This is a genomic window from Mesorhizobium sp. WSM4935, assembly GCF_029625735.1.
In the GTDB taxonomy this organism is placed as follows: domain Bacteria; phylum Pseudomonadota; class Alphaproteobacteria; order Rhizobiales; family Rhizobiaceae; genus Mesorhizobium.
This window is the reverse complement of the sequence record NZ_JARTVR010000013.1, coordinates 19,074-43,319: the sequence shown is the minus strand read 5'-3', so window position 1 is coordinate 43,319 and position 24,246 is coordinate 19,074. Positions and strand designations below refer to the sequence as shown.

The 24,246-nt window shown below is 64.2% G+C and carries 22 protein-coding genes; 11 read left to right on the top strand and 11 right to left on the bottom strand.

Annotation, left to right across the window (positions count from 1 at the left end; genetic code table 11):
* Positions 1–6 precede the first annotated feature (6 nt).
* Positions 7–690: an HAD family hydrolase gene (locus P9273_RS24455; RefSeq protein ID WP_278051050.1), complete on the top strand. Its 684-nt coding sequence runs from the start codon at positions 7–9 to the stop codon at positions 688–690.
* A complete protein-coding gene (locus tag P9273_RS24450) occupies positions 687–2,273 on the top strand; it encodes an FGGY-family carbohydrate kinase (protein WP_278051049.1) in 1,587 nt (528 codons plus the stop codon). The genes P9273_RS24455 and P9273_RS24450 overlap by 4 nt, the downstream gene beginning before the upstream one ends.
* 27 nt (positions 2,274–2,300) lie before the next feature.
* Here P9273_RS24450 and P9273_RS24445 read toward each other — a convergent pair whose 3' ends face one another.
* The 6 genes from P9273_RS24445 to P9273_RS24420 all read right to left on the bottom strand — a co-directional run bounded on the left by P9273_RS24445 (position 2,301) and on the right by P9273_RS24420 (position 8,675).
* Positions 2,301–3,386: an ABC transporter ATP-binding protein gene (locus P9273_RS24445; protein ID WP_278051048.1), complete on the bottom strand. Its 1,086-nt coding sequence runs from the start codon at positions 3,384–3,386 to the stop codon at positions 2,301–2,303.
* A gap of 3 nt (positions 3,387–3,389) precedes the next feature.
* On the bottom strand, positions 3,390–4,436 hold the full coding sequence (locus P9273_RS24440) for an NAD(P)-dependent alcohol dehydrogenase (RefSeq protein WP_278051047.1): 1,047 nt from the start codon (positions 4,434–4,436) through the stop codon (positions 3,390–3,392).
* Positions 4,437–4,450: 14 nt separating this feature from the next.
* Complete coding sequence (locus P9273_RS24435; RefSeq protein WP_278051046.1) at positions 4,451–5,278, bottom strand: carbohydrate ABC transporter permease; 828 nt, start codon at positions 5,276–5,278, stop codon at positions 4,451–4,453.
* Positions 5,275–6,141, bottom strand: coding sequence for a carbohydrate ABC transporter permease (locus P9273_RS24430; RefSeq protein ID WP_278051045.1), 867 nt, complete (start codon positions 6,139–6,141; stop codon positions 5,275–5,277). Before P9273_RS24430 ends, P9273_RS24435 begins: the two co-directional genes overlap by 4 nt.
* Before the next feature lie 100 nt (positions 6,142–6,241).
* Positions 6,242–7,516, bottom strand: coding sequence for an ABC transporter substrate-binding protein (locus P9273_RS24425; protein ID WP_278051044.1), 1,275 nt, complete (start codon positions 7,514–7,516; stop codon positions 6,242–6,244).
* Between the two features lie 241 nt (positions 7,517–7,757).
* Entirely contained in the window at positions 7,758–8,675 is a 918-nt protein-coding gene (locus P9273_RS24420) for an AraC family transcriptional regulator (protein ID WP_278051043.1), read from the bottom strand.
* Positions 8,676–8,918: 243 nt separating this feature from the next.
* Between P9273_RS24420 and P9273_RS24415 the strand changes: the two genes are divergently transcribed.
* Positions 8,919–10,322 (top strand): MATE family efflux transporter, encoded by a 1,404-nt coding sequence (locus P9273_RS24415; RefSeq protein WP_278051042.1) that lies wholly within the window; start codon positions 8,919–8,921, stop codon positions 10,320–10,322.
* Between the two features lie 41 nt (positions 10,323–10,363).
* On the opposite strand, the gene P9273_RS24410 is transcribed toward P9273_RS24415, so the two are convergent.
* The 4 genes from P9273_RS24410 to speB form a co-directional block, all read right to left on the bottom strand.
* The gene (locus P9273_RS24410; RefSeq protein ID WP_278051041.1) at positions 10,364–11,011 is read right to left on the bottom strand and encodes an amino acid ABC transporter permease; all 648 of its coding nucleotides are present in this window, start codon (positions 11,009–11,011) and stop codon (positions 10,364–10,366) included.
* On the bottom strand, positions 11,008–11,676 hold the full coding sequence (locus P9273_RS24405) for an amino acid ABC transporter permease (protein ID WP_278051040.1): 669 nt from the start codon (positions 11,674–11,676) through the stop codon (positions 11,008–11,010). The genes P9273_RS24410 and P9273_RS24405 overlap by 4 nt, the downstream gene beginning before the upstream one ends.
* Positions 11,677–11,752: 76 nt before the next feature.
* Complete coding sequence (locus tag P9273_RS24400; RefSeq protein WP_278051039.1) at positions 11,753–12,553, bottom strand: transporter substrate-binding domain-containing protein; 801 nt, start codon at positions 12,551–12,553, stop codon at positions 11,753–11,755.
* Between the two features lie 120 nt (positions 12,554–12,673).
* On the bottom strand, positions 12,674–13,729 hold the full coding sequence (speB, locus tag P9273_RS24395; protein ID WP_278051038.1) for an agmatinase: 1,056 nt from the start codon (positions 13,727–13,729) through the stop codon (positions 12,674–12,676).
* 214 nt (positions 13,730–13,943) lie between these two features.
* Between speB and gcvA the strand changes: the two genes are divergently transcribed.
* From gcvA to P9273_RS24355, 8 genes are all read left to right on the top strand, one after another.
* On the top strand, positions 13,944–14,927 hold the full coding sequence (gene gcvA / locus P9273_RS24390) for a transcriptional regulator GcvA (RefSeq protein WP_278051037.1): 984 nt from the start codon (positions 13,944–13,946) through the stop codon (positions 14,925–14,927).
* A gap of 216 nt (positions 14,928–15,143) precedes the next feature.
* A complete protein-coding gene (gene pncB / locus P9273_RS24385) occupies positions 15,144–16,448 on the top strand; it encodes a nicotinate phosphoribosyltransferase (RefSeq protein ID WP_040998400.1) in 1,305 nt (434 codons plus the stop codon).
* A 196-nt stretch (positions 16,449–16,644) separates the two neighbouring features.
* Positions 16,645–18,087, top strand: coding sequence for a hypothetical protein (locus P9273_RS24380; protein ID WP_278051036.1), 1,443 nt, complete (start codon positions 16,645–16,647; stop codon positions 18,085–18,087).
* A 147-nt stretch (positions 18,088–18,234) separates the two neighbouring features.
* Positions 18,235–19,539 (top strand): ABC transporter substrate-binding protein, encoded by a 1,305-nt coding sequence (locus P9273_RS24375; RefSeq protein ID WP_040998396.1) that lies wholly within the window; start codon positions 18,235–18,237, stop codon positions 19,537–19,539.
* Between the two features lie 16 nt (positions 19,540–19,555).
* The gene (locus tag P9273_RS24370; protein WP_040998394.1) at positions 19,556–20,437 is read left to right on the top strand and encodes a branched-chain amino acid ABC transporter permease; all 882 of its coding nucleotides are present in this window, start codon (positions 19,556–19,558) and stop codon (positions 20,435–20,437) included.
* The gene (locus P9273_RS24365) at positions 20,434–21,396 is read left to right on the top strand and encodes a branched-chain amino acid ABC transporter permease (protein WP_040998392.1); all 963 of its coding nucleotides are present in this window, start codon (positions 20,434–20,436) and stop codon (positions 21,394–21,396) included. Before P9273_RS24370 ends, P9273_RS24365 begins: the two co-directional genes overlap by 4 nt.
* On the top strand, positions 21,393–22,121 hold the full coding sequence (locus tag P9273_RS24360; protein WP_040998390.1) for an ABC transporter ATP-binding protein: 729 nt from the start codon (positions 21,393–21,395) through the stop codon (positions 22,119–22,121). The genes P9273_RS24365 and P9273_RS24360 overlap by 4 nt, the downstream gene beginning before the upstream one ends.
* Positions 22,114–22,827 carry an ABC transporter ATP-binding protein gene (locus P9273_RS24355; protein WP_040998388.1) on the top strand — a complete coding sequence of 238 codons (714 nt, stop codon included), beginning with the start codon at positions 22,114–22,116 and terminating at the stop codon, positions 22,825–22,827. Before P9273_RS24360 ends, P9273_RS24355 begins: the two co-directional genes overlap by 8 nt.
* On the opposite strand, the gene P9273_RS24350 is transcribed toward P9273_RS24355, so the two are convergent.
* Positions 22,824–24,242 (bottom strand): sodium:proton antiporter, encoded by a 1,419-nt coding sequence (locus P9273_RS24350; RefSeq protein ID WP_052458723.1) that lies wholly within the window; start codon positions 24,240–24,242, stop codon positions 22,824–22,826. The two genes, P9273_RS24355 and P9273_RS24350, sit on opposite strands and share 4 nt — an antisense overlap.
* Between the last annotated feature and the right edge of the window lie 4 nt (positions 24,243–24,246).

The following is a 24,246-nucleotide window of genomic DNA, read 5'->3' as shown; positions in this document are numbered from 1 at the left end:
ACAGCCATGACGCCGGAACTGGTCATCTTCGACTGTGACGGCGTTCTGGTCGACAGCGAGGCGCTTTCGGTCTCGGCGCTGCTCGGCATGATCGAGCTTGCCGGCGGCACGGTCAGCGAGGACGCCGCCTACGAGCATTTCCTCGGCAAGAGCATGAAGAGCGTGCGCGAGATCCTCGGCCAAGAGTTCGGGCTCGACATCAGCGACCAGCATCTGACCGCGATGCGCGTCGACCTGATGCGCAAATTCCGCGAGGAACTGAAGCCGATCGCGGGCGTCAAGGAGGTGCTGCCGAAGCTAGGCCTGCCTTGCTGTGTCGCCTCGTCGGGCACGCTGGAGCGCATCCGTTACGCGCTCGACGTCACCGGCCTGCTATCCCTGCTGGAGCCGCATCTGTTCAGCGCCACCATGGTCAAGCGCGGCAAGCCGGCGCCCGATCTTTTCCTCTACGCCGCCGCCAGCATGCGGGCGCATCCGCGCGAGTGCCTGGTGATCGAGGACAGCCCAGCCGGCATCGCCGCCGCCCGCGCGGCGGGTATGCGCGTCCTTGCCTTCACCGGCGGCTCGCATGCCGCCAACCCCGCCCTCAAGGCGCGGCTTGCGTCGACGGAACCGGACTTTATATTCGCTGACATGCTGCAATTGCCCGATCTGATTGCAGGCCTGGGAGCGAGAGAAAAAGCATCTTGAGGAAGAGTTTCGTTTGCGCGGTCGATGTCGGCACCGGGAGCGCTCGCGCGGGCATTCTCGACTCTGAAGGCAACCTGCTCGGCCGTGCCGATCATCCGATCGCCATGCACCAGCCCAAGCCCGACCATGCCGAGCATGATTCGGAAGATGTCTGGTCGGCGGTGTGCAAATCGGTGCGGTCCGCCCTCGAGAAATCCGGCGTCGCCGCCGGCGATGTCGCCGGGATCTCTTTCGACGCGACCTGCTCGCTGGTCGCGCGCGACAGGCAGGGCGGCCAGATCAGCGTCTCCGTCACTGGCGAGAAGCGCTGGGACACGATTGTCTGGCTCGATCATCGCGCCATCGCCGAGGCTGATGAATGCACGAAAAGCGGCCACGCCGTGCTCGACTATATCGGCGGCGTGATGTCGCCGGAGATGGAGACGCCGAAGCTGATGTGGCTGAAGCGCCATCTGCCGAAGACATGGAATGAAGCCGGCTATCTGTTCGACCTTGCCGATTTCCTGACCTGGAAGGCGTCAGGCTCGCTCGCCCGCTCGCAATGCACGCTGACGGCGAAATGGACCTATCTCGCGCATGAGGAAAAAAGCTGGCGGCGCGATTTCTTCGATCTCGTCGGCCTTGGCGATCTGTTCGAGCATGGCAATCTGCCGGAAAAGGCGAGCCCGGTCGGCGCCGATATCGGTCCGCTGACGGCCGCGGCCGCCGCCGAGCTCGGCCTCACCGAAAAATGCCGCGTCGGCGCCGGCGTCATCGATGCCTATGCCGGTGCGCTCGGCGTCCTCGGCGGCTTTGCCGGCGACGAGAAGGACATCAGCCGGCATTTGGCGCTGATCGCCGGCACATCGTCCTGCGTCATGGCCATGTCGAAGGACCCGCAGCCCTTCGCCGGGGTGTGGGGGCCGTATTACGGCGCGGCTTTGCCGAGGCTGTGGCTGTCGGAAGGCGGCCAGTCGGCCACCGGCGCGCTGCTCGATCACATCATCCGCTGGCATGGCGCTGGCGGCGAGCCGGACGCGGCCATGCATATGAAGATCGCCAGGCGCGTCGCCGAGCTGCGCGCCGAGGAGGGCGATGCGCTGGCCGCAAGGCTGCATGTGCTGCCGGACTTCCACGGCAACCGCTCGCCGCTCGCCGACCCGCATGCCGTCGGCGTCATCAGCGGACTGACGCTCGATTCCTCCTTCGACAGCCTGTGCAAGCTCTACTGGCGCACCGCCGTCGGCATCGCGCTCGGCGTGCGCCATGTGCTGGAGGCGCTGAACGAGAACGGCTATCTGATCGACACGCTGCACGTCACCGGCGGCCACACCAAGAACCCGCTTTTGATGGAGCTCTATGCCGACGCCACCGGCTGCACGGTGGTCGAGCCATTGGCCGACGAGGCGGTGCTGCTCGGCACCGGCATGGTGGCGGCGACCGCCGCCGGGCTCTACCCCGATCTCAACGCGGCCTGCGTCGCCATGCAGCAGGGCGGCCGGACGCGCACCCCCAACAAGGAAGCCGGCGCCCGCTTCGACCGCGACTACCGCATCTTCCTCGAAATGCACCGCCAGCGGCAGGCGCTCGACGCGATCGGGTAGAGCGATTCCAGGAACGCTTCCGCCGTCTTACTGTCTGCGCAGCGACTTGCCTGTCTCTCCGTCAAACAGATGGATGCAGTCCTCCTCGAAGCTGTAGCGCACGGGCGCCCGCAACTCCGGGCATTCGCGGGCCGGCACCAGAGCGCTGACCTCCTTGCCGCCCGAGCCGAAGGTCACCAGCGCGTCGTTGCCGTGAAACTCGATGAGGTCGGCGGTGCCCTGCAAAAGGTTTGCGTTACCGGCTTGCGCCGTCTTCAGGTCCGGAGGCCGGATGCCGAGCACCACGCGATCGCCGTGCTGCAGGTGGAAGTCGCCGTCTTGCAGCGACAGCACTGTCCCCGCGCCGGTCAGCGTCCAGCCATCGCCCTTTCGGGCCACCGTGGCCTCGATGAAATTCATGCTCGGCGTGCCGATGAAGCCGGCTACGAACTGGTTGCCGGGACGGCGATAGATCTCCGCTGGCGAGCCGACCTGCTCGATCACGCCGTCCTTCAACAGCACGATGCGGTCGGCCAGCGTCATCGCCTCGAGCTGGTCATGCGTGACATAGACGGTGGTCGTCTTCAGCGACTGGTGCAGCCTGGCGATCTCGACGCGCATATGGTTGCGCAGCTTGGCGTCGAGATTGGAGAGCGGCTCGTCGAAGAGGAACACTTTCGGCGTCTTGATCATGGCGCGCGCGATCGCCACGCGCTGCTGCTGGCCGCCGGAAAGCTCGGTCGGCTTGCGGCCGAGATAAGGCTCCAGGCCGAGCGTCCTGGAGACTGCCTCGACTCGCTTCCTGATCTCGACCGCCGGCACTTTCTGCCGCTTCAGTCCAAAGGCGATGTTGTCGAAGATCGTCATATGCGGATAGAGCGCATAATTCTGGAACACCATGGCGATGCCGCGGTCGCCCGGCTCGAGATCGTTCACCACCTTGCCGCCGATCGAAACCTCGCCGCCGCTGATCTCCTCCAGCCCGGCGAGCATCCTGAGCAAGGTCGACTTGCCACAGCCGGAGGGTCCTAGGAACACGACGAACTCATGCTCCTCGATCGCGAGATTGAGATCGCGGATGACGGTCGTGGCGCCATAGGCCTTGTCGACATGGGAGCAAACGATCGCGGACATCCCTTATCCCTTCTCGTCGGTCAGCAGGATCTGCAGCTTGACGTCCTGCGGCTTGCCTTGCGCCGCGCGCTCGAACGCCTTGATGCTTTCGGAGAAATCATAGGTGCCGGTGATCAGCGGCTTGAGATCGACCTTGCCCGAGGCGATGAGCTGCAGGGCGCGGTCGAAGATGTTGGCATAGCGGAACACGGTCTCGATGCGGACTTCCTTGGCGATCGCCGCCGGCACGTTGAGCTCGACCGTCTCCACCGGCAGGCCTACCAGCACCACTGCGCCGCCCGGCCGCACGATGTCGAACAAATTGGCGAAAGCCTTCGGGCTGCCGCTCGCCTCGAACACGATGTCGGCGCCCCAATTGTCAGTGGCGGACCGCATGGCATCGACCAGCGACTGTTCGCCGATATTGACCGGCACGATCCCCGGATATTGGCCGGCGATCTCCAACTTCGGCGCGGAGAAGTCCGAGATCAGCACTTTGGAGCAGCCGCCCGCCAGCGCGGCGAGCGCGATCATGATGCCGATCGGGCCGCAGCCGACGACGACGGCGACGTCGCCGGGCACGATCCGGGCGCGCGCCGCCGCCTGCATTCCGATGGCGAAGGGCTCGACCATCGCGCCCTCGGCGAAAGAGACATTGTCCGGCAATTTGTAGGTGAAGGCGGCCGGATGAACGGCATAGGGCGCAAGCACCCCATGCACTGGCGGGGTCGCCCAGAAGCGGACGTCCGGGTCGACATTGTAGATGCCGAGCTTCGTTGCGCGCGACGCAAGGTTCGGCACGCCGGGTTCCATGCAGACGCGGTCGCCGACCTTGAGGTTCGTGACGTTCGCGCCGACCTCGACGATCGTGCCCGAGGCCTCGTGGCCGAGCACCATCGGCTGGCGCACGATATAGCTGCCGATGGCGCCATGCGTGTAGTAATGCACGTCGCTGCCGCAGACGCCGACCGTGTGGATGGCGATCCTGACATCGTCCGGTCCGACGTCTTGCGGCAGCGCGATCTCGCGCAGCGACAGTTCGCCTTTTTTCTCAAGCACCAGTGCCCGCATCGGGTATCCTCACTTCAACTTTTCTTTTGCCGGAAAACGGAATTCAGGAAGCCGCTCAAAACACCGAGGAAGAGCAGCGGCGGCAGCGACAGAAGCACGACCGAGGCGTTGAGGATGCCCCAGGGCACGTTCATACCTTGCTGGGAGAGCTCGGATGCCACGATCGGCAGCGTCTTGGCGTTGGAGCTCGACAGCATCAGCGCGATCAGGAACTCGTTCCAGACCAGCACGAAGCTGAAGGCGATGGCGCCGATCAGCGAGCGCGCGGCGACGGGCAGCGCGATCCGCCAGAACACCGAATAGGCGCCGTAGCCGTCGACGAAGGCCGCTTCCTCGATCTCCTTCGGCACGCCCTGGAAGGCGGGGATCGCAAGCCACATGATCACCGAGATGGTGAGCAGCGAGTATGTGACGATCAGCGCGGGAAGCGTGTCGTAGAGGCCGACCTGCAGCCAGATAACCATCAGCGGGATGGCGACCGCCACCGGCGGCAGGAAGCGCAGCGACAACACGAAGAACTGGATGTCGCCGGCGAAGCGATTGGGATAGCGCGCCACCGCATAGGCCGCCGGCAGGCCGAGCACGATGCCGATCAGCACCGCCGCGCCGCAGGCGACCGCGGAATTGTACAGCCCGGTCAGCACGCTGTCGCGGCCGAGGATGTAGCTGATGTTGGCGAGCGTCGGCGTGAAGATCACCTTCGGCACGCGGGTGATGATGTCGACATTGTTCTTCAGCGCGTTGAGCGCCGTCCAGAAAAGCGGGAACACGGCCAGGAATCCGGCCAGCGCCAGGACGGCCTTGGCGATCACGCGGCCCGGTCTCAATCGATATTGCTTCATGCCTGCACCCGCTTCCAAAGCAAGGTGAAGGTGATGACGGTCGCGATCATCATCAGCACCGCCATGGCCGAGGCGTAGGAAACCTTGCCGGACTCGATGAAGCCTTGCGAGAAGGCGTACATGTCGAGCGTTTCGGTCGCGACGCCCGGCCCGCCGCGCGTCATCACATAGATCAGGTCGAAGGAGCGCAGCGACTCGATCATCTTGACGAACATCAGGCTGATCAGCGGCGCCTTCAGCATCGGCAAGGTGACATAGGCATGAATCTGCCAGCGCTTGGCGTGGTCGAGCCTGGCCGCCTCGATCGGCTGCGGCGGCAAGGTTTCAAGCAACTTCAGCACGATGACGGCGAAGAACAGTCCCCATTGCCAGACATCCACCGATGCGACGGCAAACAAGGCGGTCGCCGGCTTGGACAGCGGATCGAAGACCAGCCCGCCGGTGATCAGCCGGTAGGGATAGGTGGCTATGCCGTAGAGCGGGTGATATGCGAACTTCCAGACGAAGGCCGCAGAGACGCGCGGCAAAAGCACCGGGATGATGAAGAGCAGGTAGTAGAAGTTGCGCAGCCGCGGCGAGGCGACCTCGAACATCAAAACGCCGAGCCCGACCGCAACCACCATCGTCGCGATGACGGTGACGATCTCCCACTTCACCGAAACCCAGACGGCATTGAGGAAGCGGCGGTCCGCAAAGAGGTCCGCGAAATTCGAGAACCAGACCCAGGAATAGCCCGGCGCGCTCAGTTCACGGTTCTGCAGTGCGATCACGATGGCGTAGAGCGTCGGCACCATCGACAGCACCAGAAGGATGGCAAGCGTCGGAACCAGAAATGTGACCGGCAGGGAAGAGCGTCGGCGCATTGCCTATCCTCGGATTTTTGCTGCTGTCTGGTGAAGGTCCCGCGGCGCGCATCCCGGCATTCCTTCGAACGCCGCGAACCGCGCGCCGCGGGCGGGAGGATTACTTCTTCTTCACCAGCTCGTTGGCATAGGCCTCGAGCTCGTTGAGGCCGCCCTTGATATCTGTGCGCGTGCCGGTGACCAGTTCCTCCAGAATGATGCCCCAGCGGTCGCCGAGATCGGGCCAGCGCGGATCCTGCCAGAAGTTCACCGCCGTCACCTTGCCGGTTTCGGCCAGCGCCTGGCCGAGATCGGCGCCGTAGATGTCGGCGAATTCCTCGCTGGAGAGGATGCTGGTGCGGTTCAGCTCGCCGAACTGGTGCGCGTCGAGCCGCCGCTTCTCATTTTCCTTGGATGTCGCCCAGGCGATGAACAGCCCGGCGCATTTCTTCGCGGCGTCATCGGCATTGGCCTTGGTGCCGATGGCAAGCCCGTGGCCATAGCCGCCGCCCGGCAGCGGCGAGGGCGGCGGCAGGAAGCCGACCTTGCCGACCACCTGCGAGGTTTTCGGGTCCACCGCCATGCCCGATAGCGGCGTCGATTCGACAAGGATGGCCACCTGGCCGGACAGGAAGGCGCCGGTCGATTCATCCCAGCTGCCGGTCTGCGTGCCGGGCGCCGAGTCCTTGAACAGCTTCAGATAGGTCTCGGTCGCCTTGACTGCGGCGTCCGAATTGAAAGCCGGCTTGTCGCCGTCGAACCATTTGCCGCCATAGGCCTTGAAGAACGGCATCCAGCGCCAGACATTGGCGCCCGAGCCGCGCGCGCCGCGCAGCGCGATGCCATACATGCCCTTGTCGGCATTGGTCAGTTTCGGCACGTCGGCGATCAGCTCATCCAGCGTCTTCGGCGGCTGCATGCCGGCGGCTTCCAGCACATCCTTGCGATAGACCATCAGGTCGCCGCCGCCGGTCAGCGGCGCGAACCAGACCTTGCCGTCATAGGTGGCGACCTTCTGGCGGCCCGGATCGAAATCGGCGTAGTCATATTCAGCCGGATAATAATCCTTGAGCGGCGCGATCCAGCCCGAGGAGGCGAACAGCGCCACATTGGCCTCGTCGACGTAGTAGACGTTGTAATTGCCGACCGTGGAGGCATCGGCGCGCGACTTCGCGCGGCGGTCGTTCTCGTTGAGGTAGTCGATCTGGAACGAGGCGCCGGAGAGCTTCTTGAACTCGTCCTTGGAGTCCTCCAGAAGCGTCAACCCGTCGCGCGGTTGCGCCAGCACCTTGACCGGCGCCGAACAGACCGGCGCCTGGGCAAGTGCTGCGGTTGACACAGAAGCGGTAAGCACGAACGCTGCGCCGAGGCTGGCAGCGAGCCGGGTTGAATTCATTGGTTTTTCTCCTCCAGGAACACTCGCGAAAAGCGGCAGGTCCTCGGGCTAAGCGACCCTCACCGTCGCCCATGTGACCTGCCACCCGTCGCCAAAATGAGCAGTTGGAGGGAGCGAGACTAGAAGCCCCGTTGCAGCAGACCTGTACTTTTATGCATTGTGCGACGCAAAATATGGCGCAGGCAGAGTCTGCTCGTCACACGAGTATCAGAACTATCGAAGTGGACGTATCTCGGCTGTATTACGCCCTTAGCGCCAGCCGCTGCCGCGACAGCTTGCGATAGGATGACGGCGTCATCTTGTGCTTGCGCAGGAAGGCGCGGTTGAAGTTCGAGATGTTCATATAGCCGACCTGGAAGCAGATATCGGTGATCGGGATATCGGTGTCGGCGAGCAGCTTGCAGGCCTGCCAGAGCCTGAGCTTGGCGAGGTGGTCGCTGAACGAGTTGCCGGTGTTCTTCTGGAAGAAGCGGGAAAAACTGCTTTCGCTCATGCCGGCCAATGCCGCGACGTCCGGCAGCCTCAGGTCCTCGGCGAAATGCTGGAACAGATAGGTCAACGAGCGCTGGATAATGTCGAGCGACTCGGCGTCCAGAAGCGGAGAGAAGTCGGGCGACGACAAAAGCGCGTATTCGTCGGTGGTGGCCAGCAGCTCGAGCAGCTCGAGGAACATGCGGAACCTTGCCAGCCCGTGCACCTCGCCCATCCGTTCCATGAGCTCGGCGCCGTCGAGCGCGGTGCGGCCATGGAAGACCATGCCGCGCAGCGAGCGTTCCAGGAACGGCTCCAGCTCGCGCAGCTCCGGCAGCAGCCCGGCCGAGCCGCGCAGCCGCTCGGGATCGAATTGCAGCACGATATCGCGGCCTTCGATCAGCTCGCCGGGCTGCACCGCTGTCACCCAGTCATGCGGCAGCCCGCCGCCGACGATGGTCAGATAGCCCGGCCCGAACTCGCCGATATGGTCGCCGACCAGCACCACGCCGGACGATTTCCTGAGCAGATGGATCTCGTATTCCGGATGGAAATTCCAGACATTGCGCTCCCACGGATAGTCGTCCAGCCGCCACAGGAAACTCTCGCTCGCCTCGGTCACGATGTGCTCGAAAGCGGGCACCGTGCGCGGGATCGCGGCCGTGTTCTTTCTGCGCCTGAACGGCATCCATTCCTCCCGGCATGGCGGCTGGCTGCGCATGCCTGAGGGATCCGTAGCAGCCTGCAGGCGGCAAATGAAAGAGGCGTCGCTGCATCCCGGCTCCGCCTGGATCAATCGCTAACCGGGCTTCCTCCCTTGCCAACATGTCGCATTTCGTTCACAAGGCGACGCAAATGGCGCCATTTTGCGCCGTTGTCGTGCGGCTTCCGGCCCTTTGGCCGACGCGCCGTGTTCTGAAAGAGCGGAACAATGTCTGCGATCGAAGCCGGCGCTCGCGCGCCGGAAAATCTTTGGCGTCAGGAAATCAGGGCGACGATCGCGCTCGCCTGGCCGATGGTGCTGACCAATCTCGGCCAGACCGCCATGACCGCGACCGACGTCATGATGATGGGCCGGCTCGGGCCCGATACGCTCGCCGCCGGCGCGCTCGGCTCCAACCTCTATTTCATGCCGCTGATCTTCGGCCTCGGCCTGATGCTGGCGACCTCGCCGATGATGGCGACCGAGCTCGGCCGTCATCGCCATTCGGTGCGCGACCTGCGCCGCACCGTGCGCCAGGGCCTTTGGCTGGCAATCCTGATCTCGATCCCTATCTGGCTTTTTCTCTCGCATGGCGAAGAGGTGCTTCTGGCCATGGGCCAGCAGCCGGAGCTTGCGCATGAGGCCGGCATCTATCTGCACTGGCTGCAATGGGCGGTTCTGCCCTTCTATGGCTATATCGTGCTGCGCTCCTTCATCTCGGCGCTCGAGCGGCCGGGCTGGGCGCTGATCATCGTTTTCGTCGCGGTCGCCTGCAACGCCTTCTTCAACTGGGTGTTCATGTTCGGCAATCTCGGCGTCAAGTCGATGGGCATCGCCGGCTCCGGCCTCGCCACCACTCTGTCCAGCACGCTGATGTTCGCCGGCTTGGCGGCGGTGGTGATCAAGGAGAAGAAGTTCCGCCGCTACCGTCTGTTCGGCCGCTTCTGGCGCTCCGACTGGCCGCGTTTCCGCGGCCTGCTCAGGCTCGGCCTGCCGATCGCCGGCATCCTCGCCTTCGAGGTGACGATCTTCAACGCGGCGGCCCTGCTCATGGGTCTGATCGACGCGGATTCGCTTGCCGCCCATGCCATCGCCATCCAGATCGCCTCGATCTCCTTCATGGTGCCCCTCGGCCTCAACCAGGCGGTCACAGTCCGGGTCGGCCTGGCGCATGGGGCCGGCAATCCGGAAGGCGTTTCGCGCGCCGGCTGGACGGCCTTCGTCGTCGGTGTGTCCTTCATGGCGCTGATGGGCCTGGTGATGATTCTGTGGCCGCATCTGCTGATCAGCGCCTTCATCGATCTCGCCGATCCGGCCAATGCCAGGGTGATCACGCTTGCCGTGTCGTTTCTTATGTTCGCAGCGCTGTTCCAGATCTTCGACGGCGCCCAGGCCGTCGCCGCCGGCATGCTGCGCGGGTTGCACGACACCAAGGTCCCGATGATCTATGCGGCGGTCGGCTACTGGGGCATCGGCCTGCCGCTCGGCGTGCTGCTCGCTTTCCATTTCGGCTTCAACGGCGTCGGCATCTGGATCGGCCTGGCCTCGGGACTGGCCGTGGTGGCGGCGCTCCTGCTCGCGCGCTGGCTCAGGCGCGATCGCATCGCGCCGGCGCTCGCCTTCGGGCATTGATCGACAAGGCTGCGCGTCCAGTCGTCAGCAGCCTTGGCGTCTCAGCGCGCCCCTGCGCGTTGCTCCAGCCGCCGCGCGTATTGCGTCAGCGGGAAGCACATGACGAAGAAGATCAGCGCCACCAGTCCATAGACCTTGAACGGCTCGAAAGTCGCGTTGTTGATCGCGTTGGAAGTCCTGACCAGTTCCTCGAAGCCGATGATCGAGGTCAGCGCCGTCGATTTGATGAGCTGCACCAGGAAGCCGACAGTCGGCGCGCGGGTGATCGCGAAGGCTTGCGGCAGGATGATCAGCCTGAGCTCCTGCAGATAGTGCAGCCCGAGGCTTGCGCCGGCATCCCATTGTCCGCGCGGCAGCGCATCGACGCCGCCACGCCAGATCTCGGCCAGATAGGCGCTGGCGAAGAAGGTCAAGCCCAGCGCCGCCGCCGTCCATGGCTCGATGCGCAGGCCCAGCATCGGCAGGCCGAAGAACATCAAAAAGAGCTGCATCAAAAGCGGTGTGCCCTGGAACAGCGCGATATAGCCCGAGGCGATCCGGTTGACCCATTTGTTCCGGGCGATGCGGAAGAACAGCACCATGAGCCCGACCAGCGCACCACCGATGAAGGCGGCCAGCGACAACAGCACCGTCCAGCGCGCGGCGAGCAGCAGGTTGCGCAATATGTCCCAGAAGGTGAACTCGATCATGACACACCTGCTCCGAGCGCCCCTCGTCCGCCGGCAATGAGCAGCCGGCGCAGCCCCATCGACAGGCCGAGATAGACCATGGTCACGACGAAATAGGTCTCGAAGGCGCGGAAGGTGCGCGCCTGCAGCATGTCGGCTTCGTAGGTCAGCTCGCGCACCGCAATCTGCGAGACCACGGCCGATTCCAGCATCATGATGACGATCTGGCTGGTCAGCGCTGGGTAGATCACCTTCAGCGCCTGCGGCAGCACGATCTTGACGAACACCTGGCGGGGCCTGAGGCCGAGCGCCAGGGCGGCTTCCGTTTGGCCGCGCGGCACGGCGTCCAGCCCGGCGCCGACGATCTCGATCGTATAGGCCGCCATGTTGAGCGTCATGGCCAGCATGGCAGCAAGGATTGGGTCCAGCCTGATTCCGAGCGTGGGCAGTCCGAAGAAGATGAAGAACAGCTGCACCAGGAACGGCGTGTTGCGCATCACCTCGACATAGGCACCGATCGCCAGCCTGAGCGGCTTCGGGCCGCTTCTCTTGCCGGCGGCGCCAAGAATGCTGAGGAACGTGCCCGCCAGCGTCGTAACTGCGATCAAAAGCAGCGTCATCGCCGCGCCGCTTGCGATTACGCCCGCCGCGCCCGCAAGCCAGCCGAAGTCGAGGCTGTAGCCCATGGCGATTGACCTTGCTGGAAGGTGCCTGACCTGAGGAGGGTTCGGCGCCTCTTACGACGCCGAACCGCTCCGAAGATCAATCCTTGAGGTTGTCGGGATTGAGCGGCGTCTTCAGCCAGGCCTTCGAGCTCTCGTCGAGCTTGCCGTCCGCCAGCATCTTGGCGACGGCGTCGTTCACCGCCTTCTTCAGCCGGTCCTCATTCTTGTTGAGGCCGATATGCGAGGGCGAGGTCAAAAGCTGGAATTTCTGCTCCGGCTTCAGCGCATCCTGCTTGGCCAGCACCTGGGCGCCGACATCGTTGCCGACCACCATCAGTTGGGTCTGGCCGGAGATGAAGGCCTGGATGACGGAATTGTAGTTGTCGAAGCGGCGGATGTCGGCCGAGGCGGGAGCAGCCTGGGTCAGCGAGGTGTCTTCCAGAGTGCCGCGATTGACGGCGATCGACTTGTCGGCGAGGTCGTCCTTGCCGTTGACGGCAAGCTCGGCCGGGCCGATGACGGCGATGTAATAGGGCGCGTATGCGGCGGCGAAATCGATCACCTGCTCGCGCTCCTTGGAGTAGCCGACGCTCATCAAAATATCGACGCGCTTGTCGGTGAGATAAGGAATGCGGTTCTGGCCGGTGACGCTGACCAGGTTGAGCTTCACCTTCAAGGCATCGGCGATCGCCTGCGCCACGTCGATGTCGTAGCCCTTGATGCTCATATCGGCGCTGGCCGAGGAGAAGGGCGGGAAGTCCGAGAAGATGCCGACATTGATGGCGCCGGCCTTGGTGATGTCGTCGACGGCGTCGGCTTTGGCATGTGTGGTCAGGCCGGCGGCGCCGAGCATCAGCATTGCTGCGAAAGCGGATTTCAGTACGTTGCGAAGAGTCATTTTAGTTCCCCTGCTGGAAGCTTGTTGTTTGAAACCGGCCGTCGGCTCCAGCGCGGCGGCCGTGTTGGTAGAGCAGTTCCAGGGGAAGCGGTCTTCCGCCCGGAATTGCGTGCTTTGGTATCAGCCTTTCTTGATCGCCGGGCTGAACACCATCAGGCTGAGGATCTCGAACAGGACCTGGGCGCCGACATGGGCGGTGTTGGTGGTCGCGTCATATTGCGGCGCCACCTCGACGACGTCGCCGCCGACGATGTTGAGGCCTTTCAGGCCGCGCAGCAGCTCCAGCACCTCGCGCGTCGTCAGCCCGCCGACTTCCGGCGTGCCGGTGCCCGGCGCGAAGGCCGGATCGATGCTGTCGACGTCGAAGGAGATGTAGGTCGGGCCGTCGCCGACAATTTTGCGCGCCTTCTCGATGATGGCCGGGATGCCGAGGCCGGTCAGCTCCTCGGCATGCACGACAGTCATGCCGGATTCGTAGGTGAACTCCCACAGATATTCGGCCGAGCCGCGGATGCCGATCTGGATGGTGCGCGAGGGATCGAGCACGCCGTCCAGCACCGCGTTGCGGAACGGCCCGCCATGGTGGAACTTGGTCATGTCGAACAGCCCGCTGGTGTCGCAATGGGCGTCGATATGAATCATGCCGACCGGCGCCTTTTTGCCGACCGCCTTCAGGATCGGATGGCTGATCGAATGGTCGCCGCCGACCGAAAGCGGCAGCACGCCGGCATCGACGATCTGGTTGGTGCGCTTTTCGATGTCCTCATGGCTGATCTCCAGCCGGTAGCGGCTGCGGAACGGCGTGTCGCCGATATCGGCGACGCGCAGCTCATGCGTCGGCGCGCATTCCAGCACATGGTTGTAGGGGCCGATGCGCTCGATGGCGCGCAGCGCGCGCGGCCCGAAGCGCGAGCCGGGACGGTTGGTAACGCCGAGGTCCATCGGCACGCCGATCATCGCCACCTGCAGGTCGCCGAAATCCGGATTCTCGGCGGCGATTTCGCGGTAGGGCGCGGCGAGGAAGGTCGGGACGCCGGAATAGGGGGCGAGGCGCGTGCCCGACTTGTTGAAGATCTTGTCGGCGACCTTGCGGAATTTCGGGTCGAACATCTCGCCGCCATGGCTCTCGCCATATTTGCGGCGCAACGCTTCGAGCTTGCCGCGATCGTAACCCATGTGGTTCTCCTCTCTTGCCTGCCTGCAGCGTTGCCCGCATGGGCGATTTGCCAAGCCAGCCCGTTGTCCGGCTGGATCGTTGCTCCCGGCTGCTGCGGATTCCACGTCTCTTGAAGCTGTTCCGGGTAAAAGTCTCGGGCAGCCGCATTGAAAAATCAATTGATATTGTTAGGGTCCTGGCTGTGAGAAAATCTCACAAAGTAGGAGCTCTTCCATGGCCAAGCGCCTGCCGCCGCTAAACCCCTTGCGCGCCTTCGAGGCCACGGCGCGGCATGCCTCGCTGACCAAGGCCGCGGGTGAGCTGAATGTCACGCATGGCGCCGTCAGCCACCAGATCAAGGCGCTCGAGCAGTCGCTCGGCGTGAAACTCTTCGAGCGCATCGGTCAGCGCGTGAAGCTGACGCCGCATGGCGCCGAATTCCTGCCGGCGGTGTCGGCCGCCTTTGACGGTATCGCCGCCGCCACCCAGCGCATGACCAGGCCAGCAAATGCCGGCGCGCTGTCGGTCTCCTGCGTGCCGGCGCTGCTCTTGTTGTGGATGACGCCGCGGCTCGGCTCCTTCACGGCGCAGTATCCGGACATCCAGCTCACCCTGATCCCGTCCAACGACCCCAAAGACATCCGCGCCCCGGATATCGACGTCTGCGTGCATTATGGTGACGGCGGCTGGACCGACTGCTGGATGCGCAAATGGTCCGGGCTGGAACTCTTCCCCGTGGTCAGTCCGACGCTGATCAACAACCGTCCGATCCGCAGCGTGCGCGACCTTGCCGACCATGTTTTCCTGCATGGCGACGACGGCCGTGAATGGCATACCTGGCTGGCCGCCGCCGACGCGCTCGATCTGGAGCGCGGCCGCCGTCATCGTCTGGGCGATGCGCGGATGGCGACTGAGGCCGCCGTGCACGGCCATGGCGTCGCGCTGGGCGACTCCGTCACCGCGCGCGCCTTGCTCGCCAGAGGCATGCTCGTCGCGCCCTTCACGCTGTCGGTGCCGGCGGTCGATGATTTCTACGTCGTCTGTCGCAACGAGATGCGCTCGGCGCCGATCGTGCAGCTCTTCATCGACTGGCTGTTCGCCGAAAAGGAGCAGGACGAGGCCCGCGCCGACGCCCCGGTGGCCGGCCGCGTGCCGAGCCGCAGGAAACGTCCATCGCTCAGGGTTGTCGGGGCGAGAGCAATTTCAGGAAAGGTGTAAATGGTTCAGGCGGCGTCCCGAGGGCTGGACTTGCATAGCTGCTTTTTGTCGGGCCAGCTTGCAAAGCAGCAAGCGCGTTCGAAAATACAATGCTAAGACGCATTCCCGCGGCTAGAGCATGATCCCGAAAAGCGGGAACCGTGCTCCAATCCAAAGTTAGATCAGGATGACGATTCAACAACAGTGATCTAGCGAGCAACGAAAGCGCATTGAGACATGGCAAAGACCGATATAGCGCGGCGCGTCTACAACCACACCTGGAAGCTCGACCCGATCGTCCGCAGCCTGCTGGACACCGACTTCTACAAGCTTCTGATGCTGCAGATGATCTGGGGCATGTACCCCAAGGTCGACGCCACCTTCTCGTTGATCAACCGCACCACCTCGGTGCGGCTGGCCGACGAGATCGACGAGGGCGAATTGCGCGAGCAGCTCGACCACGCTCGCACCTTGCGCTTTTCCAAGAAGGAGATGATCTGGCTGGGCGGCAACACTTTCTATGGCCGCAAGCAGATCTTCGAGCCGGAATTCCTCGCCTGGCTCGAGGACTTCCGCCTGCCCGAATACGAGCTTTCCAGGCGCGACGGCCAGTTCGAGCTCTCCTTCGCCGGCCCCTGGATGTACACGACGCTCTGGGAAATTCCGGCTTTGGCCATCATCAACGAGCTGCGCTCGCGAGCGGCGATGCGCTCCTTCGGCCCCTTCACGCTCGATGTGCTCTATGCCCGCGCCAAGGCCAAGATGTGGGATAAGACCGAGCGGCTGAAGGCGCTGCCCGGCATCCGCATTTCCGACTTCGGCACGCGCCGCCGCCATTCCTTCCTGTGGCAGCGCTGGTGCGTCGAGGCCCTGAAGGAAGGCATCGGCGAAGCCTTCACCGGCACCTCCAACGTGCTTCTGGCCATGGACAACGACCTCGAGGCTTTGGGCACCAACGCGCATGAATTGCCGATGGTGTTTGCAGCGCTTGCCAATTCCGAACAGGAGTTGCGCGAAGCGCCCTACAAGGTGCTGCAGGACTGGCAGCGCTACTATGGCGGCAACCTCCTGATCGTGCTGCCCGACACTTTCGGCACGGCCGCGTTCCTGCGCGACGCACCGGACTGGATCGCCGACTGGACCGGCTTCCGGCCGGACAGCGCGCCGCCGATCGAAGGCGGCGAGAAGATCCTCTCCTGGTGGCGTGAGAAGGGCAAGGATCCCAAGCAGAAGCTGCTCATCTTCTCCGACGGCCTGGAAGTCGAAACCATCGAGGAGACCTACAAGCATTTCCGCGGCAAGGTGCGCATGTCCTTCGGCTGGGGCACCAATCTCACCAACGATTTCGAGGGCTGCGCGCCGACCGCAACCAAAAGCCTCGACGCCATCTCGCTGGTCTGCAAGGTCAGCGAAGCCAACGGCCGGCCGGCGGTGAAGCTGTCGGACAATCCCGCCAAGGCGACCGGCGAGGAGAAGGAGATCAAAAGGTATCTGAGGATCTTCGGCGAGAAGGATCGGGTGGAGCAGCTGGTGAAGGTGTGAACACTCTGCCGATCTGACGTCACCCTGCAGGACAGCAAAGTTGGATAGGCTGAGTTCCTTCGCGCCCCCCTCTGTCCTGCCGGACATCTTCCCCTCTACGGGGGAGATCATCTTGGCACCCCCGCTTTCGCCAATTTTCAACGCTGTCAGGAATGAGCCGGCGCTGAAGCCGCCAATCTCCCCCCTTGAGGGGGAGATGTCCGGCAGGACAGAGGGGGGCGCCGTAGGGCGCCAACCTCGGAGGCTAGCCTTTCTTGCAACTGCCTTAGCAGCCCTCCTCCCCACCCCTGCCTTCGCCCACGCCTCCGACCGCGGCCATGTCCTGCTTCTCCCGACGGGCTATTACATCGCCGGCGGCGCGCTGGCGGTGGCCGTCAGCTTCCTCGTGCTGGCGCTGCTGCCGCCGGCCGCCCTCGACCGCTTCTGGCGCCGGCGCCTGCCCCTGCTTGCCTTCAGTGACCGCCTGCGCATCATCGTCAGCGTCATTTCATTTTCCGGCTTGATACTTCTCGTCGCCGCCGGTCTTTTCGGCAGCCGCGACCCGCTTTCCAATCCTCTCCCGCTGGTTATTTGGACCCTGCTCTGGGCCGGTTTCACGCTGCTGCAGGGCATCTGCGGTGACCTCTGGTCGTGGCTCAACCCGTGGTACGGCCCTTGGCGCGTCGCCTCTCGCATGTTCGGCCTTCAGGCCGGCGAAGCCAAACCAACGGGCCTGCCGCCATGGCTCGGCTACTGGCCCGCCTTCGCGCTGTTCCTCGCCTTCGCCTGGTTCGAGCTGATCGATCCGGCGCCCGACGATCCGGCCCGCCTCGCCTTTGCCGCCGGCATCTACTGGCTGGCGAGCTTTGTCGCGATGCTCGTCTTCGGCTATGGCGCCTGGAGCAAGCGCGGCGAATTTTTGACCGTCTTCTTTTCCATGGTCGCCCGCTTCGCGCCGCTCGATCGCCGCGATGGCCGGCTCTCGCTCTGCTGGCCGGGCGCCAAGCTGCTCGCGGCCGAGCCGCTGCCGCTGAGCGGCACGGCCTTTCTTCTGCTGGCGCTGTCTTCGGTATCCTTTGACGGCCTGTCGAAAACCTTCTTTTGGTTGGGCCTCTTCGGCGTCAACCCGCTGGAATATCCCGGCCGCACCGCGCTGATCGGCATCGGCAGCTTCGGCCTCGTGCTCACCTTCATCCTGCTCGCGGCTGTGTTCGCGCTGGCCGTCTTTCTCGGCCAACGACTCGCCGGCGATGCGCAGCCGTTCGGAAAAACCGCCGGCCTGCTGGTCTGGTCGATCGTGCCGATCGCGCTTGCCTACCACATCGCGCATTACCTCATCGTGCTTTTGGTCGACGGCCAATACGCCTTGGTCGCCATGTCCGATCCCTTTGGGCTTGGCTGGAACCTGTTCGGCACCGCCAGCATGATGGTCGAAGCCGGCGTCGTCGCCGGCGCTCAATCGGCCTGGTGGCTGTGGAACCTGCAAGCCGGCGTCATCATCGCCGGCCATGTGCTGGCGGTCCTCGTCGCGCATGGCCTTGCCTGGCGCCTTCACAAGCATTTGTCCCGCGCCGCGCTCAGCCAGCTCCCGCTCACCCTGTTGATGATCGCCTACACCATCTTCGGTCTGTGGTTGCTTGCAACGCCGACAGCGGGATGAGACAAGGTTGCTGTCCTTGGGGAAGCTCGCTTGCCAGGTCGGGGCTTTGGTGATTTAGTTTGTACACATGCAATTTTCCCATCCTCGGGAAGAGGATGGTTTAGCCGCCTTATCGCTGGTCAGAACTGAAAAAACAGGGGAACGGACATGGCTGACAAGAACGGATTTTTCGACCTCTCCAAGACGACGCTGTCGCGCCGCACCGCGCTGAAGGGCATGGCCGCGGGCGCCGGCCTTGCGCTGGCCCCCGGCTTCGTCCGCTATAGCCAGGCGCAGAGCTCGGCGCCCATCAGAATAGGCTTCCAGTCGCACCGCACCGGCATCGGTGCCGCCTATGGCCGCTGGTACGAAAAGACGAGCGCGGCCGCCGTCAAGGCGATCAACGATGCCGGCGGCATTAGCGGCCGCAAGGTCGAGCTGGTGATCGAGGATGACGGCACCGATCCGGCCCGCGGCGCCGAGGTGGTCAACAAATTCGCCAAGCAGCACAAGACCGACATCGTCTTCGGCACGCTGTTTTCGCATGTCGTGATCGGCTCGGCGCCCGCCGCCGGCGAGAACAAGATTCCCTATTTCGTCGTCAGCGAAGGCCATCACGTCGCCTCCACCAAGCTCAACCGCTATGTCTTCCAGCCCGGCATCACCGACGTGAAGAGCCAGATCCAGTCGATGGCGCCGTGGATCGCGGCGAATGCCGGCAAGAAGGTGACGCAGATCTTCCCGGACTTCGCTTTCGGCTACGACCACCGCGATTACCTGCCGCCGGCGCTGAAGGCGCAAGGTGGTGACGTGATCGCGCAGATCGCCATCCCGCCGACGGAGAGCTCCTTCACCAAATACTTCCCGCAGATCCCGGCCGAGACCGAGGTGATCTACCATGTCATGGTCGGTCCGGCCGTGCTCACCTTCGTCAAGGAGCTCGGCGAGTTCTACGGTTCGCAAAGGCCGCAGCTCTTCGGCTTCATCGACTCGCTCGAAGCCGTCGACATCAACAGCCCGGGCCTCGAATTCCTCGACGGCAGCCATTTCTGGGAAGGCTCGCCGCGCTACGCGCAGCCCGACGATTCCGCCGCGCAGAAGGCCTACCGTGCCGCCGTCGGCATCGACGACAATGGCGCCGCCGTCGGCGACGCCAAGGACGTGTCCACCGCCGCCCACATGTTCGGCTGCTGGGAGACGCTCTATGTCGTCAAGAAGGCGATGGAGGATGCCGGCTACAAGGGGCCGGAGGACCGCGCCAAGCTGGTCGAGGCGACCGAAGCGCTGAAGGAATTCGCCGAGGGGCCGGAGCATCCGCAGGGTCCGAAGACCTTCAACGGCAAGATCCACCAGTGCTTCGGCATCCAGAACATCTCCAAGGTCGAAGGCGGCAAGCTCAAGGTTGTCCACAAGACCAAGATCGAGGACGGCCTCTACGAGCCGGAAGGGGATTATACGACGCAGGCGCTGTGAGCTTGTCTCATAGCTGATGCACTTCGGACCCCATCTCCTCCTCGCCGCCCTCGAGGGCCTGGTCACCTCCGCTGTGCTGGCGCTGACGGCGCTTGGCCTGTCGCTGGTATTCGGCGTCATGCGCGTCGTCAATGTCGCGCATGGCGAGTTCTTCATGCTGGGCGCGGTGCTCGCCTGGGCGGTGTCGACGGCGATCTCCGGCCATCCAGCGATCGGCTTCGTCGCAGCACTTGTGATCGCGCCCTTGCTGGTCGGGCTGGTCGCGCTCGTTGCCGAACGCCTGGTGCTGCGCCGGCTCAACTACAATCCTGAAGGCACCATCGTCGCCACCATCGGCATGCTCTACATCATCCAGCAGCTGGCGCTGACCTTCTACGGCCCGGAAGCGCGTCCGGTGGAGCCGCCCTTCAGCTACCGCATCCTTTTGCCGTGGTTCGGCTATTCCGGCTACAAGCTGTCGGTGGTCGCCGCTTCCGCCATTCTGCTGGTGATCACCTGGCTGGTGCTGACCCGGACGAAAATCGGCCTGATCATGCGCGCCACGCAATATGACCGCGAGACCGCGCAGGCCTTCGGCATTCCGGTGGAGCGCGTCTATGCCGGCGTCTTCGCCGTCGGCGCCATGCTGGCGGCCATCGCCGCAGTGCTGATCGTGCCGATCAGCCAGGCGCATTACCTGATGGGCCAGGACCCGCTGCTCTTGTCCTTCATCGTCGTCATCATCGGCGGCCTGGGATCGCTCCGCGGCACCGTGGTCGCCGCCATCCTGATCGGCCTCTCCGACGGCATCATCTCGATGTTCTTCTCGCCGACGCTCGCCAAGATCATCGCCACGCTGGTCGTCGCCATGGTGCTGGTGTTCCGGCCGCAAGGCCTGTTCGGGGCGACGTCCAGATGAGGGATGCTTCGCCGGCAAAGATCTACGCCCTGCATATCGGCGTCATCGCGCTTCTCTTCGCGCTGAACTTCATCCTGCCCGATTATCACCAGGGCCTGTTCGCCCGCATCATGGCGCTGGCCGTCTTCGCCATGGGCTACAATCTGCTCTTCGGCTATGGCGGCCTGCTCAGCCTCGGCCACGCCATGTTCTTCTCGGCCGGCCTCTATGGCGCTGGCTTGACCGTCTATCATCTCGGCTGGGGCGTGCCGGAAGCCTTCGTCGTCGGGATCGCCTGCGGCGCGCTGCTCGCCTTGGTCATCGGCCTGCTCGCGCTGCGCACTTCGGGTGTTGCCTTCATGATCGTCACCATGATGTTCGCCCAGGTCTTCTATCTGCTGATTCTTTACTTCGCCGCCTGGACCGGCGGCGACCAGGGCTTGGTCATCCAGCAGGCATCGCGGGTGGTCGCGATCGGCGGCGCATCCTTTGACCTGACCGATCCGACAGTGCGCTACATGATTGCGCTGGCGCTTTTCTCGATCATTCTGCTCGTAACTTTAGCCACGGTCCGCTCCCGCTTTGGCCGCGTGCTGGTGGCGATCCGCGAGAACGAGGAGCGGACAAAGATGCTGGGCTACGATACGGTCGCCAACAAGCTTGCGGCGGTCGTTGCCTCCGGCGCCATCTGCGCGGCGTCCGGTGCTGCTTATGCCTTGCTGTTCGGCTATGTCGGCTCGAGCTTCGCGTCGATCCAGTACTCGATCCTGCCGCTGCTCTGGGTGCTGCTCGGCGGCGCCGCGACCACGCTCGGGCCGCTCATCGGCACGCTGTTCATGTATTATGTCACCGACATCACCAGCGGCTTCACCTCCGCCTATCTCCTGATCGTCGGCGTGGCGCTCATCCTGTTGGTGCTGTTCTTCCCGAAAGGCGTCCTGGGCAGCATCCGCGAACGCTGGCTGGGGTGGCTGCCATGAAGCCGCTGCTCACCACCAAGGGCCTGTCGCGGAATTTCGGCGGCCTGCGCGCCGTCGACGGCGTCGACTTCGCGCTGATGCCGGGCGAGATCCGCGCCATCATCGGCCCGAACGGCGCCGGCAAGACCACTTTCGTCAGCCTGCTCTCGGGCCGCATCCGGCCGTCCTCCGGCATGGTCGTCTTCGACGGCGCCGATATCACCGCCATGCCGGCTTACAAAAGGGTTCGCCTCGGCGTCGCCTATACGTTCCAGATCACCAGCGTCTTCGCCAATCTCACCGCCTTCGACAATGTCGCCTTGCCTGTGCAGCGTACCCTCACGGACGGCCGCACAAAGGGGCAGGTGAGGAGCGGCGTGATGGCGGCTCTGGAGCGCACCGGCCTTGCCGACCGCGCCGGCACTTTGGCCGGACAGCTTTCTTACGGCCACCAGCGCCTGCTCGAAGTGGCGATGGGCCTGGCGCTGAAGCCGCGCCTGCTTATCCTCGACGAGCCGACGCAAGGCCTGGCCGATAGCGAGATCGACAATTTCATCACTTTGGTGCGCGAGATCGCCAGGAACGCGACGGTGCTTTTGATCGAGCACAATATGCCGGTGGTCATGCAGCTTGCCGATCGCATTACCGTCTTCAACTCGGGAAAGATCCTCGCCGAAGGCACGCCGGGTGAGATCCGCGCCAATACGCAAGTGCAGGACGCCTATCTCGGAGCGACCCATGGCTGATCCGGGGTTGCTGACCATTTCCGGGCTGGGCTGCTTCTATGGCGAGGTGCAGGTGCTCTACGGCCTCGACCTCGTCTTGAACAAGGGCGAGGTGCTTTGCCTGTTTGGCCGCAACGGCGCCGGCAAGACGACGACGCTGAAGGCGATCATGGGGCTGGTCCCGGCGGCTGCCGGCTCGATCAAGCTCGACGGCAAGGAACTGACCGGGCTTGCCGCGCATGACGTGCCGAAGGCCGGCGTCGCCTATGTGCCGCAGGGCAGGCGATTGTTTGCCGACATGAGCGTGGCGGAGAACATCGAGATCGGCTTGATGGCGCGCGGCAAGGGCAAGCAGACGCGTGACAACGTCCTCGATCTCTTCCCTTTGCTCGGGGAGCGGCTGAAGCAGCGTTCGGGCACGCTGTCCGGCGGCGAGCAGCAGATGCTGGCGATGGCCCGCGCGCTCTGCCTCGAGCCGCAAGTGCTCCTGCTCGACGAGCCGACCGAAGGGCTGATGCCGTCGATGATCGCCATGATCCGCGAGACGGTGGCGAAGCTGCGCCAGTTCGGGGTTTCGACCATCCTGGTCGAGCAGCGTGTCGATGCCGTGCTGTCGGTGGCGGATCGGGTTTGCTTCATCGAGAACGGCCGCAACCGCGAGACGGTCGATGTCGAGGCGTTGCGGGCGGATCCGTCCGCAGTGCGGCGGTATGTCGGCGTCGGTTAGAAAAACAAAAACCCGGCAATCAAAAACGTCGGAAACAGCACCAGGCCGGACCACGCCATATAGCCGAAGAAGCCAGGCATCTTGAAGCCACGATGCCTGGCGATGGCGAAGACCATGAAGTTCGGCGCGTTGCCGATATAGGTGTTGGCGCCCATGAACACGGCGCCGGCCGAGATCGCGGCAAGCGTCGAGGCGGCTTCCGTCATCAGGTGGTGCGCCTCGCCGCCGGCAAGCTCGAAGAACACCAGATAGGTCGGCGCGTTGTCGAGGAAGGAAGACAGTGCCCCGGTCAGCCAGAAATAGGCGAGATCGTTGGGCCGGCCGTCGGCGGAGGTGACAAGCGCCACCAGCGGCGCCAGCGTGCCGTCATGGCCGGCCCGCAAAATGGCGACGACCGGCACGATGCAGATGAAGATGCCGGCAAAGAGTTTCGCCACCTCGGCGATCGGCCCCCAGGTGAAGCCGTTCGCCTCCCTGTGGCTCTTGTACGAGACCTTGAGCGACAGGAAGGCCAGCGCCAGGATGATGGCGTCGCGCACCAGGTTCTGCAGCTCGAGGCCGACGCCGAGGATCGGGATGCTGACGCCCGGCTTCCAGCTTGCCGAAAGCAGGATCGCGCCGATCACGCCGGCCAGCAGCGGCAAATTGGCCAGGCCGCGCAGGCGCACTTTCGTGTCCGGCGTCGGGTCCTTGATCTTCGGCATGCCGCCCTCGCGACGATGCAGCACGATGTCGAGCGCCAGGAAGACGATGAGCACCAGGCCGCCGGTGAACAGCGTCTCGCGCCACAAATTCGCGGTCGTCCAGAAGAAGTCGACCCCGCGCAGGAAGCCGACGAACAAGGGCGGATCGCCGAGCGGGGTCAGCGAGCCGCCGATGTTGGAGACCAGGAAGATGAAGAAGATCACGACATGGGCATTGAACGGCCGGTTGTCGTTGGCGCGCAGCATCGGCCGGATCAGGATCATCGAGGCGCCGGTCGTGCCGATGACCGAGGCAAGCAGCGCCCCGATGAGCAGCAGGCCGGCATTGGTGAGCGGGGTTCCGTGGATGTTGCCGGCAAGCAGGATGCCGCCCGAGATCGTGTAGAGCGCGAACAACAGGATGATGAAGGACAGATATTCGGTGAGCAGCGTGTGCAGCACCGCTTCGCCTGCCGAAGGAAGGCCGAAGACGACCGCCAGCGGCACGACCACCAGCGCAGCCCAGGCAGCGGTGATCTTGCCATAGTGATGTTCCCACACATGCGGGAAAAGCAGCGGCCCCGTCGCGATCGACAACAGCAGGCCGGCAAAGGGTAGCCCCCACCACAGCGACATGGCGGCGCCCGGCAGTTCGTGAATTTCGGCGGCGAGCGCCGGCTGCGCAAATGCGATCAGGGCCGCAGCGATCAGGCCGGCGGTCAAGCTGCTCATCGAG

What these genes read in the sequence shown, in the direction of transcription:
- P9273_RS24455 (WP_278051050.1), top strand. Translation starts at nt 7, where the DNA reads ATGACGCCGGAACTGGTCATCTTCGACTGTGACGGCGTTCTGGTCGAC.
- P9273_RS24445 (WP_278051048.1), bottom strand. Translation starts at nt 3,386, where the DNA reads ATGTCCGCGATCGTTTGCTCCCATGTCGACAAGGCCTATGGCGCCACG.
- P9273_RS24440 (WP_278051047.1), bottom strand. Translation starts at nt 4,436, where the DNA reads ATGCGGGCACTGGTGCTTGAGAAAAAAGGCGAACTGTCGCTGCGCGAG.
- P9273_RS24435 (WP_278051046.1), bottom strand. Translation starts at nt 5,278, where the DNA reads ATGAAGCAATATCGATTGAGACCGGGCCGCGTGATCGCCAAGGCCGTC.
- P9273_RS24430 (WP_278051045.1), bottom strand. Translation starts at nt 6,141, where the DNA reads ATGCGCCGACGCTCTTCCCTGCCGGTCACATTTCTGGTTCCGACGCTT.
- P9273_RS24425 (WP_278051044.1), bottom strand. Translation starts at nt 7,516, where the DNA reads ATGAATTCAACCCGGCTCGCTGCCAGCCTCGGCGCAGCGTTCGTGCTT.
- P9273_RS24420 (WP_278051043.1), bottom strand. Translation starts at nt 8,675, where the DNA reads ATGCCGTTCAGGCGCAGAAAGAACACGGCCGCGATCCCGCGCACGGTG.
- P9273_RS24415 (WP_278051042.1), top strand. Translation starts at nt 8,919, where the DNA reads ATGTCTGCGATCGAAGCCGGCGCTCGCGCGCCGGAAAATCTTTGGCGT.
- P9273_RS24410 (WP_278051041.1), bottom strand. Translation starts at nt 11,011, where the DNA reads ATGATCGAGTTCACCTTCTGGGACATATTGCGCAACCTGCTGCTCGCC.
- P9273_RS24405 (WP_278051040.1), bottom strand. Translation starts at nt 11,676, where the DNA reads ATGGGCTACAGCCTCGACTTCGGCTGGCTTGCGGGCGCGGCGGGCGTA.
- P9273_RS24400 (WP_278051039.1), bottom strand. Translation starts at nt 12,553, where the DNA reads ATGACTCTTCGCAACGTACTGAAATCCGCTTTCGCAGCAATGCTGATG.
- speB (WP_278051038.1), bottom strand. Translation starts at nt 13,729, where the DNA reads ATGGGTTACGATCGCGGCAAGCTCGAAGCGTTGCGCCGCAAATATGGC.
- gcvA (WP_278051037.1), top strand. Translation starts at nt 13,944, where the DNA reads ATGGCCAAGCGCCTGCCGCCGCTAAACCCCTTGCGCGCCTTCGAGGCC.
- pncB (WP_040998400.1), top strand. Translation starts at nt 15,144, where the DNA reads ATGGCAAAGACCGATATAGCGCGGCGCGTCTACAACCACACCTGGAAG.
- P9273_RS24380 (WP_278051036.1), top strand. Translation starts at nt 16,645, where the DNA reads ATGTCCGGCAGGACAGAGGGGGGCGCCGTAGGGCGCCAACCTCGGAGG.
- P9273_RS24375 (WP_040998396.1), top strand. Translation starts at nt 18,235, where the DNA reads ATGGCTGACAAGAACGGATTTTTCGACCTCTCCAAGACGACGCTGTCG.
- P9273_RS24370 (WP_040998394.1), top strand. Translation starts at nt 19,556, where the DNA reads ATGCACTTCGGACCCCATCTCCTCCTCGCCGCCCTCGAGGGCCTGGTC.
- P9273_RS24365 (WP_040998392.1), top strand. Translation starts at nt 20,434, where the DNA reads ATGAGGGATGCTTCGCCGGCAAAGATCTACGCCCTGCATATCGGCGTC.
- P9273_RS24360 (WP_040998390.1), top strand. Translation starts at nt 21,393, where the DNA reads ATGAAGCCGCTGCTCACCACCAAGGGCCTGTCGCGGAATTTCGGCGGC.
- P9273_RS24355 (WP_040998388.1), top strand. Translation starts at nt 22,114, where the DNA reads ATGGCTGATCCGGGGTTGCTGACCATTTCCGGGCTGGGCTGCTTCTAT.
- P9273_RS24350 (WP_052458723.1), bottom strand. Translation starts at nt 24,242, where the DNA reads ATGAGCAGCTTGACCGCCGGCCTGATCGCTGCGGCCCTGATCGCATTT.